Origin of the sequence: Paenibacillus dendritiformis, assembly GCF_021654795.1 — a bacterium.
Lineage (GTDB): Bacteria > Bacillota > Bacilli > Paenibacillales > Paenibacillaceae > Paenibacillus_B.
In genome coordinates, this window is sequence record NZ_AP025344.1 from 5,503,940 (window position 1) to 5,523,016 (window position 19,077).

Genomic DNA, 19,077 nt, shown 5'->3' on the forward strand with positions numbered 1-19,077 from the left:
TAAACTAAGATTTCTGTTGTGTTTTGTTGCTTTTCCAATAAATTGAAATCGTTGCTCAGCGGCACTTGACGTCAGATTCCTGTGGTGGATTTTTCCCTTTCATTTGAAAAAAACACCCGGCAGGATGCGTACCGAGAGAAATACGGCATACACCCAAGCCGGGTAGGGATTAGAAAATAATATCAATGGCCTCTAGCACATCTTGCTCCTGTTCGGATTGCCCGTTCAGGGAAATATCCTTCAACAGCACCGAAGGCTGTTCGCAAATTTGGGTGATGATCGCGAGCAGGTCCTGAGCGAAATTGTCGATCAGATTGCGTGTGAACAACTTGGTGGCATATTCAAACTGCCCGTTCATTCCCTCATCCAGCAACGAAATGACCAAGGTAAGATCAAATTGGGAAACCGTATGAGTTTCCGGATAAGATTCGATCTTGATATCCCCGAAGCTTGGAACGTTATCTTCGTTCGTTTCCAGAGCAAACACGACATCGAATACAGGATTGCGGCTTTGATCTCGCGGCGCCTGCAGCTTTTTCACAAGCTCCTCGAACGGATAATCCTGATGGTCGTAGGCCCCCAGCATCGTTTCTTTGACTTCGTTCAAGTAAGCGAGGAACGTCTTCTCCCCGGACGGATAATGGCGAATCGCCAAAGTGTTGACAAACATTCCGATGAGCGGCTCCAGGTCGGCATGTGTGCGGCCCGAAACCGGCGTGCCTACAATGAAGTCTTCTTGTCCCGAGTACTTGCTGAGCAGGATGGAATAGGCCGCCGATAACACCATATAAAGGGTGGCACCGTTCTCATCGGCGATGCGCTGCAAGCTGTCGGTCATCTGCTTGTCGATGCTGAAAGGCAGCACATCTCCCTCAAAGCTGCGAGCGGCAGGTCTGACAAAGTCCGTAGGCAGTTCAAGCGTCGGCAGTTCGCCTTCCAGCACGTCCAGCCAGTAGGCTTCCTGACGTTTCAGCCGCTCTTTTACAGGTTCGGACTGCTGCCAAGCGGCGAATTCCTTGTATTGAATCCGAAGCGGTTCCAGCGTCTCGCCGTTATACAAGCGCAGCAGCTCTGCGACGAAGATGCCCATCGACATGCCATCCGTGACGATATGATGAATGTCCAGCATGAGCAGATGCCGCTCCGCTTCCCATTCGACTAAGCCCACACGCAGCAGCGGCGGCCGCTCCAAATCAAAGACGCGCACAAAGCCGTCTGCGATGCTCTTCGTTTCACTTTCCGTCGCTTTCGTATACTCGACGGCAAACTTCAAGTCCGGATAAATCCGTTGTACCGGTTCGCCGTCGACCATTTCGAAGCCGGTTCGCAAAATTTCGTGACGAGCGATCAATCCTTTGAGCGCCGCCTCGAATTGTTTCCGTTCCAAGCGCCCGACGAGAACCGTCATGCCGGACATGTTGTAGCTAAGCTCGGCTCCTTCCATCTGCTGCTGGATGTACAGCCGTTTTTGCACGGAGGAAAGCGGATAGTAATCCCTCTTATCCAGAACCGGAATGGAGAGGTGTTCCTGCCGCTCCAATTGGCTGATCGCTTCGGCCATCGCTTCGATGGTCGAGTGCCGGAACACATCCCGCAGCGGCAGGTCCACGCTCAGCTCCTTGTGCACCTTGCTGACCAGCGTCGTCGCCCGCAGCGAGTGCCCGCCGAGGTCGAAGAAGTTGTCCGTCACGCCAATCGTGACCGGCCCGAGCACGTCCTGCCAGATGGCGGCCAGTGTCGCCTCCAGTTCGGTGCGCGGCGCCACGTATTCGCGGCCTCCGCCTGCTCCCCCTTCCGGCGCCGGCAGCGCCTTCCGGTCAATCTTTCCGTTCGGCGTCAGAGGCAGGCGCTCCAGCTCCACGAAGTACGACGGAATCATGTAACCCGGCAGCTCGCTGGAAATCGCCCGTTTCAGGTCTGCCGCCGTCAGGCCTTCTTCCGCTGTATAATAAGCGCACAAAGCTTTCTGACCTTCTTGATCTTCCCTGACGACAACGACCGCTTCCTTCACGCCACCTGCACTCAGCATCTTCGCTTCGACTTCGCCCATCTCAATCCGGTACCCCCGGATTTTCGCCTGATTGTCGATCCGGCCGATGAAGTCCACGTTGCCGTCCTCCATCCACCGCGCCAAGTCTCCCGTGCGGTACAGCCGCTCGCCCGCGGCGAACGGGCTGTCTACGAACTTCTCTTCTGTCAGCTCCGGACGGTTTAAGTACCCGCGCGCCACGCCGGCTCCGCCGATAACCAGCTCGCCCAGCACCCCGACCGGCACCGGGTTCAGGTGCGCGTCCACAATGTAGAATTTCGCATTCAGCCACGCTTTGCCGATCGGCACGCTGCCCGTCTTCGGCAGCTTCTCCAGCGGCTCGTCATAGAAGCTGGAGTCGATCGCCGCTTCCGTCACGCCGTAGGCGTTGATGATCCGGAACAATGAGCCGAAGCGTTCCTGCAAGGTCCGGTAATCCGCCACGCTGCAGCTGTCCGAGCTCGTGATCAACAGCTCCATCCCGCTCATATCCAGCCGCTGCTCGTGCACGTATTCCAGGAACGGCCCGATCAGCGCCGGCGTCGATTCGACGATGGTGACCCGCTCCCGCTCCATCCAGTGGTGCAGACGAGACGGATCGATCCGGTCGTCCTTCGGCACAATCACCATCGTGCCTCCGTTATACAGCGTCCGCGCGATATCTCCCACGAACACGTCGAACGAGAAGCTTGCGAGCTGCAGCAGGCGCACCGGGAACTGATCCAACCGGTATTCCCGCCGGTAGCCCGCTGCCGTGTTCACCAGGCTGCGGTGCTCGATCATCACGCCCTTCGGCCTGCCCGTCGTTCCCGACGTATAGATCACGTACGCCAGATCCTCCGGACGGGCTTCATGGAAGCTGTCGGTGCCGACATGCTGATGGCTCTCATCGCCGTCGTCCACAGCATCCGTCAGCTTGCCGGAGACCATGCCGGAGCCAATCGGCGCATTCGCCCGCTCCTCGCTGTACGACGCTTCGTCGTCCAGGTACAGCACCGCCGCCAGCGCCAGCTCCTCTTCGCCGAGCCAGGCTTCGGCGCGTTCCCGCAGCGGCATTTGCGTCAGCAGCACCTTCGCTCCGCTGTCTTCGAGCATGAACCGCACGCGGTCTGCCGGATAATCCGGATCGAGCGGCACATACGCCCCGCCCGCTTTCCAGACGGCCAGCACGGCCACCAGCAAGTCCACCGAACGCTCGGCGAGAATGCCGACGATCGACTCCCGGCCGATGCCGCTTGCGCGCAGCGTGGCCGCCAAGCGGTTCGCCCGCTCGTTCAGCTCCGCATACGTCAGCCGTTCGTTCTCGTACACGACGGCCTCCGCTTCCGGCGTGCGCTCCGCCTGTTCCTCGAACAGCCGGTGGAACGCGGCCGCAGGAGCCGCTTCCGGCTGCGTCGGGTTGAACGCGCCGAGAATTTGCTCTTTTTCCGCCGGTGTCAAAATGCCCAGCTCGGCAATAGTCGCCGACGGGTTGCGGAGAATGGATTCAAGCAGCTGCAAGTAGTGAGCGGCCAATTTCTCCACCGTTTCGGTTTTATAAAGAGCAGTGGCGTATTCAAACAGATATTCCAAGCCTTCCTCGATCTCCGTGACGTCCAGGCTGAGATCGAATTTAGAAACAATTTCTTCGCTGGCATACGTTGACAAATGGAGTCCGGGAAGCTGGATTTCCAAATTCTCTGTATTCTGCAAAGCAAACATCGTATCGAACAGCGGATTGCGGCTTAAATCGCGAGCTACGTTCACCTTATCCACCAGTTCCTCAAACGGATAATTCTGATGTTCAAAAGCGCCCAGCGTCGTCTGCTTAATTTCCTTCAAGTAGTCAAGGAACGTCTTACCGGCAGCCGGATAACTGCGGATGGCCAGAGTATTGACGAACATTCCGATCAGCGGCTGAACGTCGCTGTGATTTCTTCCCGCAATCGGCGTACCGACCACCACGTCTTCTTGCCCTGTATATTTTTGCAATAATATTGTATAACCAGCAAGCAGAACCATGTAAAGCGTTGCGCCGTTCTCGGCTGCAAGTCGTTTCAGACCCTCGCTTTTCTCCTTATGCATAAACAATTGCAGCGTGCGGCCCTCGTAGCTCTGCATAGCCGGGCGCGGATAGTCCGTCGGCAATTCCAAAACCGGCAGCTCTCCGCGGAACATGTCGAGCCAGTAGGCTTCCTGCTTGGCAAGCTGAGCCTTCTGCTCGTCCGATTGCTGCCATACCGCATAATCTTTGTATTGAATGCGGAGCGGCTCCAACTGCTCCCCGCTGTACAAGCGGACGAACTCTTCGATCAGTACGTCAATCGAAACACCGTCAGATACGATATGATGCGTATCGAACATCAGAATGTGCCGGTCCGGCGCCAGTTCGGCAAGGCCTACCCGCAGAAGCGGCGGCTTCGCCAGATCAAACGGACGAACGAATTGACGCACCGTTTCTTCCGCCTGCTCCCCGCTGATCCGCACATATTCCACCTGGAAGGCGGCTTCTTCGTAAATCCGCTGAACCGCTTCGCCTTTTACCATCTCAAAGCCGGTACGCAGCGTTTCATGACGAGCTACGAGCCCGCGGAACGCTTCTTCAAACCGCTGCCGGTCGAGCTCCCCTTCGAGCAGCATAGCTCCCGGTATGTTGTAGCTCAGCTCGGCTCCTTCCAGCTGGTTCAAGATATAGAGACGTTTCTGAGCGGAAGAGAGCGGATAATACTCGCTAGGTTCCGCAGCCGGAATAGCCGTGAACGAGCCGATCTCCAGCCGCTCCATAGCCGCGGCCATTTCCTCAACCGTCGAGTAGCGGAATACGTCGCGAAGCGGGAATTCAACGCCTAGCTCCTTATGCATTTTGCTGACAAGCGTCGTCGCCCGCAGGGAGTGTCCGCCGAGGTCGAAGAAGTTGTCCGTTACGCCTACCGCCTTCTCCCGAACAAGCACCTCCTGCCAAATGACGGCCAGCTTCGCCTCCAGTTCGGTGCGCGGCGCCACGTATTCGCGGCCTCCGCCTGCTCCCCCTTCCGGCGCCGGCAGCGCCTTCCGGTCGATCTTTCCGTTCGGCGTCAGAGGCAGGCGCTCCAGCTCCACGAAGTACGACGGGATCATGTACCCCGGCAGCTCGCTGGCCATCGCCCGCTTCAGGTCCGCCGCCGTCAAGCCTTCTTCCGCTGTATAATAAGCGCACAAAGCTTTCTGACCTTCTTGATCTTCCCTGACGACAACGACCGCTTCCTTCACGCCACCTGCACTCAGCAGCTTCGCTTCGACTTCGCCCGTCTCAATCCGGTAGCCCCGGATTTTCGCCTGGTTGTCGATCCGGCCGATGAAGTCCACATTGCCGTCCTCCATCCACCGCGCCAAGTCTCCCGTGCGGTACAGCCGCTCGCCCGCGGCGAACGGACTGTCTACGAACTTCTCTTCCGTCAGCTCCGGACGGTTCAAGTACCCGCGCGCCACGCCGGCTCCGCCGATGACCAGCTCGCCCAGCACCCCGACCGGCACCGGGTTCAGATGCGCATCCACAATGTAGAATTTCGCATTCAGCCACGCTTTGCCGATTGGCACATGGCCTGTCCGCGGCAGCTTCGCCAGATCCTCGTCGTAGAAGCTGGAGTCGATCGCCGCTTCCGTCACGCCGTAGGCGTTGATGATCCGGAACAACGAGCCGAAGCGTTCCTGCAAGGTCCGGTAATCCGCCACGCTGCAGCTGTCCGAACTCGTGATCAACAGCTCCATCCCGCTCATATCCAGCCGCTGCTCGTGCACGTACTCCAGGAACGGCACGATCAGCGCCGGCGTCGATTCGAAGACGGTGACCCGCTCCCGCTCCATCCAGTAGTGCAGACGAGACGGATCGATCCGGTCGTCCTTCGGCACGATCACCATCGCGCCTCCGTTATACAGCGTCCGCGCGATATCGCCCACGAACACGTCGAACGAGAAGCTGGCGAGCTGCAGCAGCCGCACCGGGAACTGATCCAACCGGTATTCCCGCCGGTAGCCCGCCGCCGTGTTCACCAGGCTGCGGTGCTCGATCATCACGCCCTTCGGCTTGCCCGTCGTTCCCGACGTATAGATCACGTACGCCAGATCCTCCGGACGGGCTTCATGGAAGCTGTCGGTGCCAACATTCGGATGGGTCTCATCGCCGTCATCCACAGCATCCGTCCGCTTGCCGGAGACCATGCCGGAGCCAATCGGCGCATTCGCCCGCTCCTCGCTGTACGGCGCTTCGTCGTCGAGGTAGAGCACCGCCGCCAGCGCCAGCTCCTCTTCGCCGAGCCAGGCTTCGGCGCGTTCCCGCAGCGGCATTTGCGTCAGCAGCACCTTCGCTCCGCTGTCTTCGAGCATGAACCGCACGCGGTCCGCCGGATAATCCGGGTCGAGCGGCACATACGCCCCGCCCGCTTTCCAGACGGCCAGCACGGCCACCAGCAAGTCCACCGAACGCTCGGCGAGAATGCCGACGATCGACTCCCGGCCGATGCCGCTTGCGCGCAGCGTGGCCGCCAAGCGGTTCGCCCGCTCGTTCAGCTCCGCATACGTCAGCCGGTCGTTCTCGCACACGACGGCCTCCGCTTCCGGCGTGCGCTCCGCCTGTTCCTCGAACAGCCGGTGGAACGCGGCCGCAGGAGCCGCTTCCGGCTGCGCCGGGTTGAACGCGCCGAGAATTTGGTCTTTTTCCGCCGCCGTCAAAAGCTCCAACTCATTCACGCGGATGTTCGGGTTAGCCGCAACCTTCTCCAGTGCCTGGGCAAAATGACCGTGGATCAGCCTGATGTCTTCCTCTCTGAACGTCAGCGCATTGTACGTAAACCGCAGCAAAATATGCTCTTCCGGAATGACGGTAATGTCCAGGTCGTAGTTCGTTTGCTCCGGCGACTGGATATTAGCGATTTTCAGCGCTTCTTTGTCTCCGCCGACGACCTGCTCAATCTGTTCTTCCATCGGATAATTTTCAAAGACCATAATATGGTTGATCAAGTCGCGCTTTTGCTCGCTCACCGACTGAATTTCGAACAGCGGGAACGTTTCGTAAGCTCCCGATGCCAGCGCTTGATCCTGGATTTTTCTCAAAATATCGGCTACCGTCTCCTCGGCTTTGGCTTGAATACGGACCGGGATCGTATTAATAAACAGGCCGATCATGCTTTCGATGCCCGGAATTTCCGCCGGACGCCCGGATACGACGGAGCCGAATACGACATCCTCGCTGTTGTTGTATACCTGCAGAACCAGTCCCCATACGGTCTGCATGAACGTATTGAGCGTCACCTGCTGCTGGCGCGCCACCCGCTTGATTTGCCCGGTCAGTTCCTTGCTGAGTTCCACATCGAATTCAGCCGCTTCAAAAGCGCCCTGCTTCAGCTGCGTTTTCTCCTGGGGCAGCTTGGTCTGCTGATCGTAACCCGCCAAATACTCGGACCAGTAACGCGAAGCTTTCGCGGCATCCTGAGCTTCCAGCCATTCGATATACCGGGAGTACGAGGTAACCGGAGGAAGCTCCGGCGTCCGCTTCTCCTGGAACGCGAAGTAGGTGTCGAACACTTCCTTGATCATGAAGGACATGCACCAGCCGTCCATCAAAATGTGATGATGACTCCAGATCACATGGTAGGACTCGCCGCCTGTGCGCAAAACCGTCACGCGCATAAGAGAGCCTCGGGCCAAATCGAACTTGTTCGCTTTATCCGCGCTGACGAAACCGGCTATCGTCTTCGCCGGGTCTTCATCGCTTGCCGAGCGAATATCCTCGAAGTACACTTCACACTTCCGCTCGCGGAATACCACTTGAATCGGCTCGTCTCTCCAGCCGGTAATAAAGTTGGTCCGCAGCGCCTCATTCCGCTGCACCAGCGTATCCAATCCTTGGGTGAAGGCTTCGACATTCAGGCTTCCATACAGATCGAAGGTCACCTGTTCGAAGTAAGCTTCCGAATCGGCATCCAGCAGGCTGTGGAACAACATTCCTTTTTGCAGCGGAGTCAGGGTGTATACATTCTCCAGTTCGCCGAGCGCCGCCGTATGTTCGGCCAGCCGCTCCAGTTCCTCCACCGTCACATCTTGAAGCAGAACGTCGCTAGGCGTAAGCTCCGGCCGCTCTTTCGATACGCAATGGCTGATGACTTCACGCAAGCTCGATTGAAGCAGGGTGCCCAGGCGCTCTACCGTTTCCCGTTTATACTGGGTTTCCCCATAACGGATCGTGAGTTCCAGCACTCCTTCCGACACCATGCCGTTGATATCGAGGACATACTCCATCACTGCATTCGGGCTTGAATCGGAGCCCGGGCTGAACGGAGACGGCTGCGAGCCGCTGCTTTCGTAATCCTGGTCGAACTGACCCAAATAGTTAAAGCTGATCTCCGGCTCCAAAGCGAAGCGCTCGCCGTCACGCGGCACCGACAAATAACGCAGGATGCCGTAGCCGATTCCTTTGTTCGGAATGCGGCGCAAGCTTTCTTTAACCTGTTTCACCTGATGACCGAGCGCCTGGGCGTGACCCGGCTCCAGAACGACAGGGAATTGGCTTGTAAACCAGCCTACCGTGCGCGTAATGTCCACATCCGGCAAAATATCTTCCCGGCCGTGGCCTTCAAGATTCACCAGCACGCGTTCCCGGCCGCTCCAAGCTTGTACCGCGAGGCCAAGCGCGGCAAGCAGCAAATCGTTCATTTCCGTATGGTAAGCACGGTGTGCCTGCTTCAGCAGCTGTTCGGTTTCCTCCGCCGTCCAGCGGACGGTCACGAGCCCGCTGTCCTTCAGCTTGGATCTGCCTTGTTCAAAATCTTTCGGAAGCGGCTCATAGCTCAATTGCTCAATATGCTGCCAATACTCTCGCTCGCTTTCCATCGCCGGACCGTTCGCATAATCAGCGAGCTGTTTCGCCCACGTTTGGAATGAATCCGTTTTGAGCGGCAGACGGATCGGCTGCCCTTGCAGCGCCTGCTCATAGCCGGCAGCAAAATCTTCAAGCAGAATCCGCCAGGATACGCCGTCTACGACCAAGTGATGGATCGCGATGAGCAGGTGGTCGCCGTCGTGGCAGCGGAACAAGCCGAGCTTCACCAGCGGGCCGTTCTCCAGATCGATGCTCGCTTGAATGGCATTCGCCTTAGCCTCTGCCGCTTCTTTTACGTCGCCGACTCCCTTGCAATCGACCACTTCCAGATCGAACAGCGCTTCGTTCTCCCCGGCGCCGCGGTTCCAGGCCATATAGCCGTTCTCGGTTTGGCGGTAAACCGTACGGAGAGCATCGTGATGCACGACAAGCTGACGCACCGCTTGGCGTAAAGCTTCTTCGTCAAAGCCATGCTTGGAGAACTGCATAAACGCCTGGTTGCTGTGATGCACGTCGGCCGGATTTTGTTCAAAGAACCAGCGCTGAATCGGGGTCAAGATGACCTCTCCCGTCACTTCGGCCTGGCTTGCCGTTCTCTCCGCCGTCTGCAGCTGCAAACTAAGGGCGGAAATCGTCGGGTAATGGAACAAATCTTTCATGACCAGCTTGTACCCCGTTTGCAAAAGACGGGACGATACCTGCAAGGCCTTGATCGAATCGCCGCCGACCGCAAAGAAATTGTCCATCGTGCCGACCTGATCCACGCCCAGCACCGACTGCCAGACCGACGCAAGCGCTTGCTCGGCAGGAGTACGAGGCGCCGTGTATGCAGCCTCGGCACGAATGCTTCCTTCCGGCACAGGCAGCGCTTTACGGTCGATCTTCCCGTTCGGCGTAAGCGGCATTTGATCCAGGCGCATGATGCGCGAAGGCACCATATGGGAAGGCAGCGCGGCGTCCAGATGGGCCACAAGCCCTTCCAGACCGAAGCTGGAATCCGCTACGACATACCCGCACAAATATTTCTGCCCCCGCTCGTCCGTCCGAGCGATGACAAGCGCTTGACGCACGCCGGCAACATTTTGCATAGCTGCTTCAATTTCTCCAAGCTCGATCCGATAGCCGTGAATTTTCACCTGATTGTCGATCCGGCCGATGAAGTCCACGTTGCCGTCCGGCATCCAGCGCGCCAGGTCGCCCGTCCGGTACAGCCGCTCCCCAGCGGCGAACGGGCTGTCTACGAATTTCTCCGCCGTCAAATCCGGGCGGTTCAAGTAACCGCGGGCCACACCCGCTCCGCCGATAATCAGCTCGCCCAACACCCCGACCGGCACCGGCTTCAGATTCGCATCCACGATGTAGAACTTGGCGTTCAGCCACGCTTTCCCGATCGGCACGCTGCCCGTCTTCGGCAGCTTCTCCAGCGGCTCGTCATAGAAGCTGGAGTCAATCGCCGCTTCCGTTACGCCGTAGCTGTTAATAATACGGAACTGCGAGCCGAAGCGCTCCTGCAAGGTGCGATAATCCGCTACGCTGCACGCATCCGAGCTTGTGATCAGCAGCTGCATCGAGCTGAGGTCCAGACCTTCAGCATGTACATGCTCCATGAACGGTACGATCAGCGCCGGAGTCGATTCGAACACCGTCACGGCGTAGTCGCGAATCCAGCCGTAGAGGCGGGTTGGATCGATCCGGTCGTCCTTCGGCACGATCACCATGGTGCCGCCGTTGTACAGCGTCCGCGCAATGTCGCCGACGAACACGTCGAATGAGAAGCTGGCGAGCTGCAGCAGCCGCACCGGGAACTGATCCAACCGGTATTCCCGCCGGTAGCCCGCCGCCGTGTTCACCAGGCTGCGGTGTTCCACCGCCACGCCCTTCGGACGGCCCGTCGTACCGGAGGTGTAGATGACGTAAGCCAAATCGCGCGGCTTGTTCACATTCGCCGGATTCGATGCGAGATCCGCCGCCAGTACGTTCTTCTCGGCTTCTGCCGTGGCCGACGTTTCGGCAGAAGCCGCTTCCGACGCTCCGAGGCTGTACGTCGCGGCGTCGTCAAGCGCAAGCACCGTTTGCAGCGCTAGAGCTCCGTCGCTGCGCCAAGCTTCCGCCTGCTCCAGCAGGCGGGTCTGCGTGAGAAGCACCGACGCCCCGCTGTCCGCGAGCATATACTCGATCCGTTCCGCCGGATAGTCCGGGTCGAGCGGCACATAAGCGCCGCCCGCTTTCCATACGGCGAGCACCCCGATCAACAGCTCCGCCGAACGGCCGGCCAGAACGCCGACCACCTGCTCAGGCTTCACCCCGCGCGCCCGCAGCGCATACGCCAGACGATTCGCTTTGGCGTTCAGCTCCGCATACGTCAGCTTGCTGTCTTCGTAGACAACCGCCAGCGCTCCCGGAGTGCGCTCCGCCTGCTCCTCGAACAGCTCGTGGAACGTTCTCTCTCTCCACGACTCATCCGCTTCCAAGCCTGTACCCTCTGCGGCGGGTTGCTTCGCAAGAACCGAAGACGACACGTCAAACCCGACCAGCAAATCATGCTTTTCGCTGTCCGTCAAAATATCCAAATCCGCAATACGCGCACCCGGCTGAGCCAGAATCGACGCCAAAAGCTGCTCGTAATGAGCCGCCAGTCGTACCATCGTTTCCTGTCTAAACAACGAGGTAGCGTACTCGATCTTGCAAACCAGCTCGTTATCGGCTTCCACGATATCTAAGCTGAGATCGAACTTTGCCGTCTTTTCCTCGATGTCGAACAGCGACCATTGCAAGCCTTCCAGGGTTACATCCAAGCTTTCGTGCTTTTGCAAAGAAAACATAGTGTCAAACAGCGGATTCCGGCTTAAATCCCGTCTCACCTGAAGAGCTTCCACCAGCTCCTCGAACGGATAGTCCTGGTGCTCATAGGCTCCAAGCGTCGTTTCCTTCACTTCCTGCAAGTAATCCAGGAATGTCCGTTCCGCCGCCGGACTCAAGCGTAGGGCCAGTGTGTTGACGAACATGCCGATAATCGGCTGCAGGTCGGCGTGAGAACGGGCGGCAATCGGAGTGCCGACCACGATATCTTCCTGTCCCGCGTATTTATGAAGCAATACGGAGTACGCAGCCAGCAAAAGCATGTACAGCGTCGCCCCCGAATCGCCGGCAAGCCGTTTGAGAGCTTCGCTTTTCTCCGCATCCAGCGTAAACGTGAGCGTCTGACCGTCAAACTGCTGGACGGCCGGGCGGGAGAAGTCGATAGGCAGCTCAAGAACCGGAAGCTCGGAGCTGAATACCCCGCGCCAGTATTCCTCCTGCCGTTTGATGCGCTGGCGCTGCTCCTCGGATTGCTGCCACACGGCGTAATCCTTGTATTGAATCCGCAGCTCCGGCAATTCTTCTCCATTGTAAAGCCGCACGAATTCGCGCAGCAGCACGTCCATGGAAAGGCCGTCCGAACCAATATGATGTATATCCAGCGCGAGCAGGAATTTCTCTTTCTCCAGTTCGATCAGCAGGGCGCGCAGCAAAGGCGGCTGGGCCAAGTCAAAAGGCTGAATGAAGCCTTCAAGAATAGCCGCAACCTGATCTTCGCTTGCTTGAAGCTTCTGGACCTTAAAAGCTGCGAGCGGATGAATTCGCTGAACCGGCTCCCCATTCACGATTTCAAAACCGGTGCGCAGCATATCGTGCCGGTTCACCAAAGTAGTCAGCGCCTTTTCCAATTTGACCTCGTTCAAAGCCCCCTCCAATTGCAAGGCGCTTGGGAGGTTGTAATTCAGCTCCGAGCCATCCAGCTGGTGCAGGACGTACAGCCTTTTTTGCGCGGAGGAAACCGGATAGTACGCTTTCTCTTCCGCTTTCGGAATCGAGCTGTGCCGCGTTTCCTCCAAGCTGGCAATAGCCCCGGCCATCGACTCTACCGTCGTATAGCGGAACACATCGCGCAGCGGAAGTTCGACGTTCATTTCCTTCCGAATCTTGCTGACAAGGTTCGTCGCCCGCAAGGAGTGGCCTCCGAGCTCGAAGAAATTGTCCAGGACTCCAATGCCGGAGTAACCCAGCACTTCCTCCCAGATCTTCACAAGCTGGGACTCCGTCCGGTTACGCGGCGCTACGTATTCGACGCCCGTTTGCAAGCCGCCTTGCGGCTCCGGCAGCGCTTTGCGGTCCACTTTGCCGTTGGACGTCAGCGGCATGCGCTCCAGCTGCACGAAGTACGACGGGATCATGTACCCCGGCATTCCCTGGGCCAGCGAGGTTCTCATTTCACTGACCGTCAGCATCCGGTCCGCCACAAAGTAGGCGACAAGCGCCTTCTCGCCCCCGCCGTCCTGACGGGCGAGCACCACCGCTTCTTCCACGCCCTCGACGTTCAGAAGCTGCGTCTCGATTTCGTCCAGCTCGATCCGGTACCCGCGGATTTTGACCTGGTGGTCGATCCGGCCCAGGTATTCGATGTTGCCGTCCGGCAGCCAAGCCCCCAAGTCGCCCGAGCGGTACAGCTTCTCCCCCTCCGCAAACGGGGAATCGACGAACTTCTCCGCCGTCAGATCCGGACGGTTCAGGTATCCTCTCGCCAGGCCTTCCCCGGCCACGTACATTTCGCCCGCTACGCCGATCGGCACTGGGCGGCGGTTTTCATCCAGGACGTACACCTTCAGCGTCGGGATCGGCTTGCCGATATTGCTCTTCGCCGCCTCCATTTCGACCCGCGTAATTTCCTTATACGTCACGTGAACCGTCGTCTCGGTAATGCCGTACATATTGATCAGCTTCGTCTCCGGGTACTTCGTCTTGAAGCCCTTGAGCAGCAGCGGACTCAGCGCTTCGCCCCCGAAGATGACGTTGCGAATCCGCAGATCGTACGGATGATCCGCCAAGACCTCACGCAGCAGCTGGTAGAAGTACGTTGGCGTCTGGTTCAAAATCGTGACCTGTTCGCGGCCCAGCAGCGCCAGGAAATCGGCCGGATTTTTCGCCGTGAGCGGCGGTACGATGACCAGCTTGCCTCCGTACAGCAGCGCTCCGTACATTTCCCAGACGGAGAAATCGAAGCAGAACGAGTGGAACAGCGTCCACGTGTCGGACGGCCCGAAGTCGAACAGGTTCTTTTCGTTGAACAGGAGGCGCACCACGTTCTTATGCTCGATCAGCGTTCCTTTCGGTCTGCCGGTCGTTCCCGACGTGTAGATGACATAAGCCAGGTTGCCCGGTCCGGAAATCGGTTCCAGGTTCAAAGCGTCCAGCGCACCTTCGGAGTCCGCCCCTCTGTCGCCCCAAACGAAATCATCCAATTCGAGGCGCGTTCCTGCGAAGTCGGTCTTCTCGTGCAGATGCTTTTGAATCAGCAATAACGGCGCGCCCGAATCCTCGATCATGAAGCGGATGCGCTCCTCCGGGTAGTCGGGATCGACAGGCACGTAGGCTCCGCCCGCTTTGAGAATCGCCAGAATGCCGACGACCATATCGAGCGAGCATTCGGCCAGAATCGCTACCAGCTGGTCCGCTTCTACTCCCGTCTCCCGCAGCTTCCGCGCAAGGCGGTTGGATCGCTCGTTCAGCTCGCGGTAGGTCAGCTGCCGCTCGTTCATGACGGCGGCCACGTTGTCCGGGTAAAGCTCTGCCTGCTCTTCGAACAAGCCATGAATCGTCTGCTGCCGCGGGTAGTCCGCCTCCGAATCGTTGAAACCGCGCACCAGCTCGCGGATTTCCTCCTCCGTGAGCATTTCCAGCGAGGCAATATCCCCGTCCGGCGCTGCTGCGATGGTTTCTAACAGCTTGTCATAATGTTTGGCGAACCGCTCCGCGGTCTCCTGTTTATACAAAGCCGTTGCGTACTCCAACCGGCATTCGAGCTGACCATCCAGCTCCGAAATGTCTAGGAGCAGCTCGAACTTGGATGTTCGGTTTTCCAGCGGATAAAACGATTGCTCCAGACCCTCGACGACAATTTGCTCGTTCTCCGTATTTTGCAGGGAGAAGAACGTATCAAAGAGCGGATTCCGACCAGTCGCGCGCGGAATGTGAAGACTTTCCACCAAGTCTTCAAACAAATAATTTTGGTGTTCGAAAGCCCCGAGCGTGATGTCCTTGATTTCTTCCAGGTACGAAAGGTACGGCTTGGAACGCTCCGGACGGCTGCGAATGGCCAGCGTATTGATAAACATTCCTACGATCGGCTGCACTTCTTCCTGCGTTCTTCCGGCAATCGGCGTTCCGACGATCAGATCTTCCTGACCCGAATATTTATGCATAAGGATGGAGTAAGCCGACAGCAGCACCATGTACAGGGTCGTCCCCGTCCGTGCCGCCAGCTCCTTCAGCTTCTCCGTCCGCTCTTTCCCGATATAAAACTTCACGGTCCGGCCATCAAAGCTTTGCACCGCTGGCCGCGGGAAGTCCGTCGGCAGCTCCAAGACCGGCAGCTCGCCTGACAATTGTTCCAGCCAGTACTCCTTCTGCGGCTGGAGCATCTGCCCGTAAGCTTCGGAATGCTGCCAAACGGCATAATCTTTGTATTGAATGCGCAGCGGAGCCAGCTCTTCGCCCCGATACAGGCGGCTGAACTCGTCGAAGAGCAGCGCTGTCGATATGCCGTCCGAGACGATATGGTGCATATCGAACAGCAGAATGTGGCGATCCTCGGCGACTTCGATCAGGCCGATGCGGAGAAGTGGCGGCTTGGTCAGATCAAACGGGCGATAGTAAGCTTCCACCACTTGGTCCACTTCCCGCTCGCTCGCCTGGAAATAATCCACAGCAAACTCCACCTCGTCATAGATGCGCTGCACAAGCTCGCCTTGAACCTGCTCGATCCCGGTACGCAGCGTCTCATGGCGCTGAATCAGCGCCCGGAATGCGTGCTCGGCGCGCATGCGGTCCAGCTTGCCTTCGAGAAGAAGCGCCGCCGACATATTGTAGCTGCGCTCGGCCCCCTCAAGCTGGCGCAGGACGTACAGACGCTTTTGCTCGGATGAAACCGGATAGTACTCGGCCTCAGCCGCCTTTGTAATTTCATACGTCTCCTGCTGCTTTAAACCGCCGATTCTTTGGGCCAGCTGTTTGATCGTGGTGTAGCGGAAAACGTCCCGCAGCGGAACCTCGACTTGCAGCTCTTTCCGAATCTTGGAAACCAGCGTGGAGGCCCGCAAGGAATGACCACCCAGGTCAAAGAAATCGTCTTCGATTCCAACTCGCGCAATACCCAGCACCTGCTGCCAAATGAGAGCAAGTCTTGTTTCCAGCGTTGTGCGAGGAGCCACATACTCACGGCCTGCTTCTACCTCTCCGGTCGGTTCAGGCAGCGCTTTACGGTCAATTTTGCCGTTCGGAGTAAGTGGAAGCTTATCAAGAGACACCAGCCGGGCCGGGATCATATGGGTCGGCAGCTCTTGCTTCAATTGGGACAGCAGATCGCTCAGCTGCAAGGAAGCATCCGCCGCCACGTAGCCGCACAAATACTTTTGCCCCTGTTCATCCGTACGGTCAGTCACCACAGCCTGCTTGACGCCCGGGAAACGCAGCAGGGCCGTTTCAATTTCGCCGAGTTCAATCCGGAACCCGCGAATTTTCACCTGATAGTCGATCCGGCCGATGAAGTCAACGTTGCCGTCTTCCAGCCAGCGGGCCAAATCGCCTGTACGGTACAGACGTTCGCCCGGCACAAACGGGCTGTCCACAAATTTCTCGGCGTTAAGGTCCGGACGGTTCCAGTACCCGCGGGCCACCCCGGCGCCGCCGATGACAAGCTCGCCCGGAACCCCTACAGGAACCGGATTTAAAGCGGAATCGACAATGTAAAACCGGGCGTTCAGCCAAGCTTTGCCGATCGGCACATGGCCCGATGGCGGCAGCTTGTCCAGCGTCTCATCGTAAAAGCTGCTGTCAATGGCCGCTTCGGTAACGCCATAGCTGTTGATGATGCGGAATTGTCCGCCGAATCTTTCCTGCAGCAACCGGTAATCGGTGACACTGCAAGCATCCGAGCTGGTAATCAGCAACTGCATGGAGCTAACGTCCAGCCCTTCTTCATAAATATGCTGCATGAACGGCAGGATGAGCGCAGGCGTCGATTCGAATACCGTAATGTCTTGCTCCCGAATCCAGCCGTATAAGCGGTTCGGATCAATCCGGTCGTCCTTCGGCACAATCACCATCGTGCCTCCGTTATACAGCGTCCGCGCGATGTCTCCGACGAACACGTCAAACGAGAAGCTGGCCAGCTGCAGCAGCCGCACCGGGAACTGATCCAAGCGGTACTCGCGGCGATACGCATCCGCCGTATTCACGAGACTGCCGTGCTCGATCATGACGCCTTTCGGGCGTCCCGTCGTACCCGAGGTGTAAATGACATAAGCCAAGTCTTGCGGGGCGCTGCCGGCAGATTCAAATTCCCTGGCTAAGGCATCCCCCTTATAAATATGTTCATCGTCCATGGCATAGACAGCTTGAAGCTTCAGCCGGTCATCGGCCAACCAACCTTCGGCCCGCTCCAACAGATGACGCTGCGTAAGCAGCACCGATGCTTCGCTATCGCTGAGCATATACTCAATCCGCTCCGCTGGATAATCGGGATCCAGCGGTACATAGGCTCCGCCTGCTTTCCACACGGCGAGCACCCCGACCAGCAGTTCCACCGAACGCTCCGCCCAGATCCCCGTAATCGTCTCCCTTCCTACGCCCTGTTCGCGAAGGAGAGAAGCCAGCCGCTCGGCGCGTTCGTTCAATTCGCCGTAGGTCAGCTGCTTGTCCATGTAGACGACTGCCGGATGATCCGGAATTTCCCGGACAAACTTTTCAACATACCGATGAAAGGCTTCCCACTCGCTCAGCCCTGTCACCGGCGGATTAAAAACGCCCAGAATGCGGTGCCTCTCCTCATCGCTCAGCAGAGAAATCTCGCGTACCGGCAGTTCTGGAGTCTGAAGAAACTGATCCAGAACGGTTACATACTGTTCCATAATCCGATCAATCTCGGCCGTCTCGAACAAGCCGGTACGATAGGAAGCATGGAGAATGACATGGCCTTCAGTCAGCATATGGTCGAAGCGCAGCAGCAGATCATCCATCTCGTGCTTAGCGAAGTGAGCCTCCAGGCGTACCTTGATTTCTTCGTATTCCACGATTTTCAAAGGCAGATATTCCAGAGACGTGCGGAACAGCCCCGAAAGATCATTGCGACCGTGTTGTTCGCGTAAATCCTGGATCAATTGGTTATAAGGGTATTTCTGATGCCGCAGATCCGCCGTATTCTCCTTGGAAACCGCTTGGATCAAGGAAAGCACGTCCCCGTCTGGATTCAGATGAATCCGCGTAGCCACGGTGCTGACGAACATCCCGATCGTTTCTTTTTCCTTTTTGCTGGTGCGATTGGCGAAAACCGTGCCAACCGGAACATCGGTGCTGTCGGTCAGCTTGTACAATAAGGCGTACATGGCAGACAGAAATAACGTATATAAGCTGACCTGATATTGTTCGCTGAAGGCCAAAATGCGTTCATACCGGGAACCGTCCAAAGTGATGGACAGTTTATTGGATTCGCTGCCGATCGCGAATGGCGGATATGATTTAATGCCGGTCGTTTCAGGCAAAGTGCTGTACTTCGTCAGCCAGTATTCCTTGCCTTTTTGATAACGCTGCGATTGCTCATATTCACGCTCCGCGGAAATATAATCCAGATAGGAAGGGGCCTGGTAACTGCTGGAGATGCCTTTGCGCAGTTCCAGGTATTTTTCCATCACCGCATGCAGCAAAGCAGTGACGGACAAGCCGTCGGCGATAATATGATTTATCGTCAAATTGAGCCATACCTGGCCGTTCGCGAAATGGATAATCGTAAATTGGTGGAGGTGTTCGTCAAACACGCTGGCCGGCTTTTCGCTTACTTCTTTCACCCAAGCATAGAATTGTTCGGTTGTGCCTATTTCGAGGCGGCTTATCCTGGCTTGGACATTTTCCGGCTCTTCGAACCACTGCGTTGGATTTTGCAAATCTCCGCTAATGCGGATTCGGAAAGCGTCATAGGTTTTGACGATCTCTGCCGCCGCTTGCTCCAGAAGCTGTGTGTCGATCTCGCCCGTAATTTGGTAGGTTGCGGAAAGCATCGTGATGGACGTTCCCGGATTCATAATTTCCATGAACCATATTCGGCGCTGGGCTTGCGTTAATCCATATTGCTTGTTGGTATTCACTTTCACATCGACACCCTCCCGGTTTAGAGATTGTTTGTAGA

The 19,077-nt window shown here is 57.5% G+C and carries 1 protein-coding gene; it reads right to left on the reverse strand.

The window, feature by feature from the left end; translation table 11 throughout:
• Window positions 1–169 precede the first annotated feature (169 nt).
• The gene (locus tag L6439_RS24495) at window positions 170–18,982 is read right to left on the reverse strand and encodes a non-ribosomal peptide synthase/polyketide synthase (protein WP_420540600.1); all 18,813 of its coding nucleotides are present in this window, start codon (window positions 18,980–18,982) and stop codon (window positions 170–172) included.
• Window positions 18,983–19,077: the final 95 nt, after the last annotated feature.

Excerpts from the sequence above, each read along its gene's own strand:
- L6439_RS24495 (WP_420540600.1), bottom strand. The coding sequence starts at position 18,982 with ATGGAAATTATGAATCCGGGAACGTCCATCACGATGCTTTCCGCAACC.